Source organism: Sedimentitalea sediminis (genome assembly GCF_042687825.1).
Taxonomy (GTDB): Bacteria; Pseudomonadota; Alphaproteobacteria; order Rhodobacterales; family Rhodobacteraceae; genus Sedimentitalea.
Genome location: NZ_JBHUQE010000011.1, coordinates 106,331 through 113,343, shown reverse-complemented (window position 1 = coordinate 113,343; position 7,013 = coordinate 106,331). Strand labels below are relative to the sequence as shown.

General features: G+C 65.0%; 5 protein-coding genes and 1 pseudogene. 5 read left to right on the top strand and 1 reads right to left on the bottom strand.

Annotation, left to right across the window (positions count from 1 at the left end):
- Positions 1-52: 52 nt before the first annotated feature.
- From ACFMPD_RS11160 to cueR, 3 genes are all read left to right on the top strand, one after another.
- Positions 53-508 (top strand): MaoC family dehydratase, encoded by a 456-nt coding sequence (locus ACFMPD_RS11160; RefSeq protein WP_380994106.1) that lies wholly within the window; start codon positions 53-55, stop codon positions 506-508.
- Positions 509-926: 418 nt separating this feature from the next.
- Positions 927-3,437: a heavy metal translocating P-type ATPase gene (locus ACFMPD_RS11155; RefSeq protein ID WP_380994104.1), complete on the top strand. Its 2,511-nt coding sequence runs from the start codon at positions 927-929 to the stop codon at positions 3,435-3,437.
- 33 nt (positions 3,438-3,470) lie between these two features.
- Complete coding sequence (gene cueR, locus ACFMPD_RS11150) at positions 3,471-3,893, top strand: Cu(I)-responsive transcriptional regulator (RefSeq protein WP_380994102.1); 423 nt, start codon at positions 3,471-3,473, stop codon at positions 3,891-3,893.
- 16 nt (positions 3,894-3,909) lie between these two features.
- Here the strand turns inward: cueR and ACFMPD_RS11145 are convergent, their stop codons facing one another.
- Positions 3,910-4,950: an AraC family transcriptional regulator gene (locus tag ACFMPD_RS11145; RefSeq protein WP_380994100.1), complete on the bottom strand. Its 1,041-nt coding sequence runs from the start codon at positions 4,948-4,950 to the stop codon at positions 3,910-3,912.
- A gap of 121 nt (positions 4,951-5,071) precedes the next feature.
- Here ACFMPD_RS11145 and ACFMPD_RS17610 point away from each other — a divergent pair.
- Both ACFMPD_RS17610 and ACFMPD_RS11140 read left to right on the top strand, forming a co-directional pair.
- Positions 5,072-5,524, top strand: a pseudogene (locus ACFMPD_RS17610) (acyl-CoA dehydrogenase family protein); the annotation flags it as partial.
- 183 nt (positions 5,525-5,707) lie between these two features.
- On the top strand, positions 5,708-6,997 hold the full coding sequence (locus ACFMPD_RS11140; protein WP_476463238.1) for an acyl-CoA dehydrogenase C-terminal domain-containing protein: 1,290 nt from the start codon (positions 5,708-5,710) through the stop codon (positions 6,995-6,997).
- The last annotated feature ends 16 nt before the right edge of the window (positions 6,998-7,013 follow it).

Here is a 7,013-nt window from a genome sequence, read left to right as displayed (position 1 = left end):
GGACCAAACTATCCGAATATGTAATCACATCTGAACCCACGGAGCAGATCGAATGAACGAAATGAACGGTTATGATTTCGAAGATCTCGAAATCGGCATGACAGCCACCTTTGCCAAGACCATCACCGAGGCCGATATCATCCTGTTCGCCGGTGCATCAGGCGACACCAACGCCATTCACATCAACGAGGAATTCGCTCGCGAAACCCCGTTCGGTGGCCGCATCGCGCACGGATTTCTGACCGCCAGCACGATTTCGGCCGCCGTGGCCAACCGGCTGCCTGGTCCGGGCACGATCTATATCTCACAGCAGATGAATTTCGTTGGCCCTGTCCGCCCCGGCGATACCGTGCATGCCGAGGTCACCGTCAAGGAGCTGATCGACGGGCGTCACCGCGCGGTTCTGCAGACGATCTGCCGCGTCAATGGCGCGGTGGTCGTGGACGGCGAGGCGATCGTCAAGACCACCTCGCGCAAGAAGCGTGAAGTGAACCGCCCGGCGGCCTAGGCGCGCTCGACTTTCCCCGCGGCGTGGCTTCTGTCGCCCGCCGCACTCCCCCGGCAAGGCGTGTCAGTCCCTGACATGCCTTGCCGACCAAGTCCGCCACGTGATGCCGCCTTGGCGTCACGGCGCCTGATCCGTTTCGATCCGGACCCGATCGGGGCGCGCTCATTCACAGCGGTCTTGGCGGTCTTCAAGGCAATTGGTGAAATCCGCGAGCCATAGGATCCCACAGAGCGTTGGAATGACTTCAACGCTGCAGGCTATGTCTCAAATTGATCTCGAAACGCTTTAGGCCGATTCAGCGTGCGCGGTGACATCGCGCACCGCACCCGCGGCACGTGGAAAAACCGATTTCGGCCGTTGACCTTCCTGTTGGTGGAAGCATTACCTATCTATCAAAGACAGACAGGGGATGAGTCCGATGACGGAAAACACACAGCTTCGGATGACGCTGCAGGGCATGTCCTGCGCCGGATGCGCCAGCCGTGTCGACAAGGCGCTGCGGGCGCTGGACGGTGTCCGAACGGTGGCCGTGAACCCCGCCACGGACACGGCTCTGCTCACGTTTGCGGGGACGCCGGACGTAGCCGCAGCCGTGGCGGCCGTGGAAAAGGCCGGCTATCCCGCGCGCCTGCGGACTCTGCGCATGCAGGTGACCGGGATGTCCTGTGCCTCGTGCGTGGGACGGCTGGAACGGACCTTTCGCGCGATGCCGGGGGTGACTGCGGCGCAGGTCAACCTGGCCGCAGAGAGTGCCGAGGTCACCTATCTCGAAGGGCAGGTCACGCCAGACGCGCTGCTGCGTCTGGCCGCGAACACGGGCTATCCGGCCCGGCTGGACGATCCCGTCGCCGCCCCCGACACCGGCCAGCGCAAACAGGCCGAAGCCCGGACCTTGTCTCGTCAGGCCCTGCTGGCGGCCCTGCTGGCCCTGCCGGTTTTTGTTCTGGAGATGGGCGGCCACGCGGTCCCGGCCTTTCATCACTGGATCGGTCAGACGATCGGGCACCAGACCAGCTGGATCCTGCAGTTTCTGCTGACCAGCGCCGTTCTGGCGGGGCCGGGCCGCCAGTTTTATGCCAGCGGCATACCGGCCTTGCTGCGCCGGGCGCCGGACATGAACAGTCTGGTGGCGTTGGGCACATTTGCCGCCTATGCGTTTTCGGTGATCGCGACCTTTTTTCCGGGACTGCTGCCGCCGGGCACCCGCGCGGTCTATTTCGAGGCCGCGTCGGTCATCGTGGTGCTGATCCTGGTGGGCCGGTCGCTGGAGGCTCGCGCCAAGGGGCGCACCGGACAGGCGATCCGCAAACTGCTGAAACTGCAGAGCCGCACCGCCCATGTGCTGCGCCAGGGCCGGACGGTGGAAATCGACACCGATCAGGTGGTGACGGGCGACATCCTGACCGTGCACCCTGGCGAACGTATCGCGGTCGATGGCGAGGTCGTGCAGGGCCACAGCTATGTCGATGAAAGCATGATCACCGGCGAACCGGTGCCGGTGGCCAAGACCACGGGCGATCCGGTGACCGGCGGCACGGTCAACGGCACCGGCAGCTTTCAGTTCCGCGCCGCGCGCGTCGGGGCCGACACGACACTGGCTCAGATCATCCGCATGGTCGAACAGGCCCAAGGGGCCAAGCTGCCCATCCAGGGCCTGGTCGATCGCATCACCCTGTGGTTCGTACCGGCGGTTCTGGGTCTGGCGCTGCTGACGGTGGTCGCCTGGCTGGTGCTGGGTCCCGCGCCGGCCCTGTCCCATGCGCTCGTCGCCGGGGTCGCGGTGCTGATCATCGCCTGTCCCTGCGCGATGGGACTGGCCACGCCGGTCTCGATCATGGTCGGCACCGGGCGCGCCGCCGAGATCGGCGTGCTGTTTCGCAAGGGCGACGCGTTGCAGGGCCTGCAGGCCGCGCATGTCGTTGCGCTGGACAAGACTGGCACGCTGACACAGGGCCAGCCGGAACTGACCGAGCTGATCCCGGCCGCCGGGTTTCAGCGCGACCAGGTCCTGGCGCTGACGGCGGCGGTGGAAAGCCGCTCGGAACACCCGATCGCGCAGGCCATCCTGCGGGCGGCCCAAGCGGCCGAAATCGCCCTGCCCGAGATCGAGGAATTCGAATCGATTACCGGCTACGGCCTCTGTGCCAGCGTCGCCGGACATCGGGTCCTGGTGGGTGCCGACCGTCTGATGCACCGCGAGAACGTACCCCTGCAGGGCTTTCAGGACAAAGCCAGCCAGTTGGCCGCGCGGGGCCACACCCCGCTGTTTGTCGCCATCGACGGACAGATCGCTGCCCTGATCGCCGTGTCCGATCCGCTGAAGCCGACCAGCCGGCAGGCCATTGCGGCCCTGCACGGGATGGGATTGCAGGTGGCCATGATCACCGGCGACCACCGGGCGACCGCCCAGGCCATTGCCGACGAGATCGGCATTGATCAGGTGATCGCCGAGGTTCTGCCAGACGGCAAGGTCGCCGCCCTGGCCGATCTGGCACAGGGCGGACGCAAGGTGGCCTTTGTCGGCGACGGCATCAACGATGCGCCGGCACTGGCGCATGCGGATGTGGGCATCGCCATCGGCAGCGGTACGGATGTGGCCATCGAAGCGGCGGATGTGGTGCTGATGTCCGGCGATCTGCTGGGTGTTGTGAACGCATTTGACGTGTCGGCCCGCACCATGCGCAACATCCGGCAGAACCTGTTCTGGGCCTTTGGCTACAATGCCGCGCTGATCCCGGTCGCCGCCGGTCTGCTGTATCCGGCCTTTGGCCTGATGTTGTCGCCGGTTCTGGCGGCGGCGGCGATGGCGCTGTCCAGTGTCTTTGTGCTGACCAACGCGCTGCGGCTGCGATTGATCCCGCCGGCCCTGTCCGAGCCCGGCGAAGCGTCAGGTGCAGCGGCGCGCCTGCAGCCACAGGCCGCCGAATAGGACCCCAGCGAAACTCAACCGGAGGACCCGCACATGAATATCGGAGACGTGTCACGCCTGTCGGGCCTGCCGGCCAAGACGATCCGGTATTACGAAGGGATCGGGCTGATCTCGCCCCAGCGCATGTCAAATGGCTATCGCCGGTTCCGCGAGACGGACCTGCACAAGCTGACCTTTCTCGGGCGGGCCAGGTCCTTGGGCTTTTCCATCGACGATTGCCGGACCCTATTGGCCCTGTACAACGACCACAGCCGCGCCAGCGCCGACGTCAAGGCGGTCGCGCGCCAACACTTGCAGCGCATCGACCAAAAGCTGAACGAGCTGGAACAGATGCGCAAAACCCTGTCCACGCTGGTGGCCGAATGCGCCGGAGACCAGCGTCCCGACTGTCCGATCCTGCAGGATCTGGCCACCCGGGGCGGCACCCAGAAACCCGACCGCAAGCGCCTCGACTAGACCCTGCGCCGCTTGGTCACGGCCCCACGGTCCCGCGCCGCTGCTTGCGCCGATAGCTGCCAGGTGTCATGCCGGTCCAGGTCCGGAACGCCCGGTGAAAGCTGGCCGCCGAGGAAAACCCCACATCCTGTGAAATCGCTTCCAGGCTCTTGCTGCCCTGGGTCAGTTCGCGGATCGCGGTGTCGCGGCGCAGCCCGTCCCGGATGGCCCGGAACGAGGTCTGTTCATCGTCCAGCCGCCGCATCAGGGTGCGCGGCGTCATGTTCAGCGCGCGGGCGGCATCCTTGAGGCGGAAATCCAGGTTGTCGGACAGAAACAGAAACTCGCGTATCCGCAACGACAGCGCGTGCTCGCGATAGCTGGTGAAAATCCAGTCTCTCGGCGCGCGTTGCAGGAACTCCTGCATCTCGGCATCCGTGCGCGACATTTCCAGCCCGCCCAGCCCGCGGTCGAACCCGATATAGGAACAGGGCTGACCGAACCGCACCGGCGCGGGAAACAGGATCGGATAATCCTGGGCGAATTCCGGGCGCTGAAACACGAACCCGACTTCGCGCAGCGGCAGTTCCCGCCCGGCCAGCCAGGACGTGATGCCATGGTTCAGCTTGAGCAGCAGCATGTGCCCGAACCGGTTCGGCACCGGCGTGGCATTTGGCCGAATACGCAGGCGCAGGATGTCTCCGTCTTCCTGCAGTTCGAGAAAATAGTCGTCCAGCAACAGGTTCCAGAATGTGGCGAAACGATACAGCGCGCCCCCCAGTGAGGCGGCACCGCGCACCGAAACACAGAGATGTTTCAGCGCGCCCTTGCGGATCGGGCGGCTCCACAGACCCATCATCTCGTCGCCGGTTTCGACCGCGACCAGCTGATACAGGCGCACGATCTGATCATGCGTCACCCGCGCCAACGGTTGATCGGCACCCGATGCCAGGTCGGTTTCATCGAGAAACCTCTGCAATTGCGCCGGCGTACAATGCGCCTGCAGCACCCCCAGCCAATCCTGGATGAACGCATGCGAGACGGTCGAAAGACTCGGCGGGGAATGCGACGGTTTCATGGGATCGCAGGACAGCAGGTTTTGTCACTTTTTGCAAATCTTGCGTCCGTGAAGGTGATAGCGTCCAATTCGTTTTCGGGCAAGAATACAGCCATGACGCAAACGCCCAGGAGGTTGGCCGGTGAAATACGAAGCGCCCATTCGCGACATTCTCTTCTGTATCGAACATCTGTCGACCTGGTCCGACATCGGCACCCTGCCAGCCTATGCGGAGCTGGATCTCGAGGACGTGTCGGCAGTGCTTGAGGAATTCGGACGGTTCTGCGCCGAAGAGATCGCGCCGCTGAATGCGCCGGGCGATCAGGCCGCATCGCGCTTTGATGGCGAAAAGGTGATCCTGCCAGACGGTTTTTCAAATGCTTACAAACAGTTCGTCGATATGGGCTGGCAAAGTCTGCCGCATCCTGTCGACCATGGCGGTCAGGGATTGCCGCGGGCGGTCGGTGCTGCCGCGACCGAAATTCTGAACGCCGCCAATGTCAGCTTTGCGCTGTGCCCGCTGCTGACCGAGGGCGCCATCGAAGCCCTGCTGACCGCCGGTTCCGACGCCCAAAAGGCAACCTATCTGGAACATCTGATCAGTGGCCGNCGGGCGGTCGGTGCTGCCGCGACCGAAATTCTGAACGCCGCCAATGTCAGCTTTGCGCTGTGCCCGCTGCTGACCGAGGGCGCCATCGAAGCCCTGCTGACCGCCGGTTCCGACGCCCAAAAGGCAACCTATCTGGAACATCTGATCAGTGGCCGCTGGACCGGCACCATGAACCTGACCGAGCCGCAGGCGGGCAGCGATCTGGCCTTGCTGCGCACCCGCGCCGAGCGCCACGAGGATGGCAGCTATCGCATCACCGGCACCAAGATTTTCGTCACTTATGGCGAACACGACATGGCGGAGAACACCGTCCACCTGGTGCTGGCCCGGCTGCCGGACGCCCCCAAGGGGGTCAAGGGCATCAGTTTGTTCATCGTTCCCAAAAGGCTGGTGCAACCGGATGGCACGCTGGGCCGGCGCAACGATCTGCACTGCGTCAGCATCGAACACAAGCTGGGGGTCAAGGCCAGCCCCACCGCCGTACTGGAATACGAGGGCGCGACCGGCTTTATCGTCGGCGAGGAAAACCGCGGCCTGAGCTATATGTTCACCATGATGAACGCGGCGCGCTATGCGGTCGGGCTGCAGGGCATCGCGGTCTCCGAACGCGCCCGCCAGCAGGCGTTGGACTATGCCCGCGAACGGGTCCAGAGCCGTCCGGTCGACGGCTCGACTGCCGAGTCGGTTCCGATCATCCAGCACCCCGACGTGCGCCGCCTCTTGTTGCGCATGCGGGCCCTGACCGAGGGCGGCCGGGCGCTGGCCATCGCCACCGCCGGCTGGCAGGATCTGGCCCGCCACGGCGCTACTGCTGATATCCGGGCCGAGGCGGATGCGATCGCCGGTTTTCTGGTGCCGCTGGTCAAGGGCTATTGCACGGAACGCGCGGTCCAGGTCGCCTCGGACGGCGTTCAGGTGCATGGCGGCATGGGCTTTATCGAGGAAACCGGTGCGGCGCAGCATTACCGCGATGCCCGGATCCTGCCGATCTATGAAGGCACGACCGCGATCCAGTCCAACGACCTGCTGGGCCGCAAGACCCTGGCCGATGGCGGCGACACCGCGCACCGGCTGGCCCGGATGGTCCTGCGAACCGAAGAGGCGCTGGCCAAGGGATCGGTCGATGCACTGGCGGTCTCGGTGCGGCTGGCGCGGGCACGCGCTGCCTTTACGGCGGCGGTCAACCATCTGCTGCAGGTTGGCCCGCAGGATCCGAACACTGCCTATGCGGGCAGCGTACCCTATCTGATGCTGGCCGGAAACCTGGCCGTCGGCTGGCAACTGGGCCGGTCCCTGCTGGCCGCCGAAGCGGCGCTGGACCAGGGTTCGGATGACGCGTTTTTGCACGCAAAGATCGCCACCGCGCGGTTTTTCGCCGAGCATATTCTGATCGAAACCGACGCCCTGCGCGAGCGCATCGTGGACGGAGCGGACAGCCTGCTGTCGGCCCCACTCTGACCCCGAAGCACGCGCA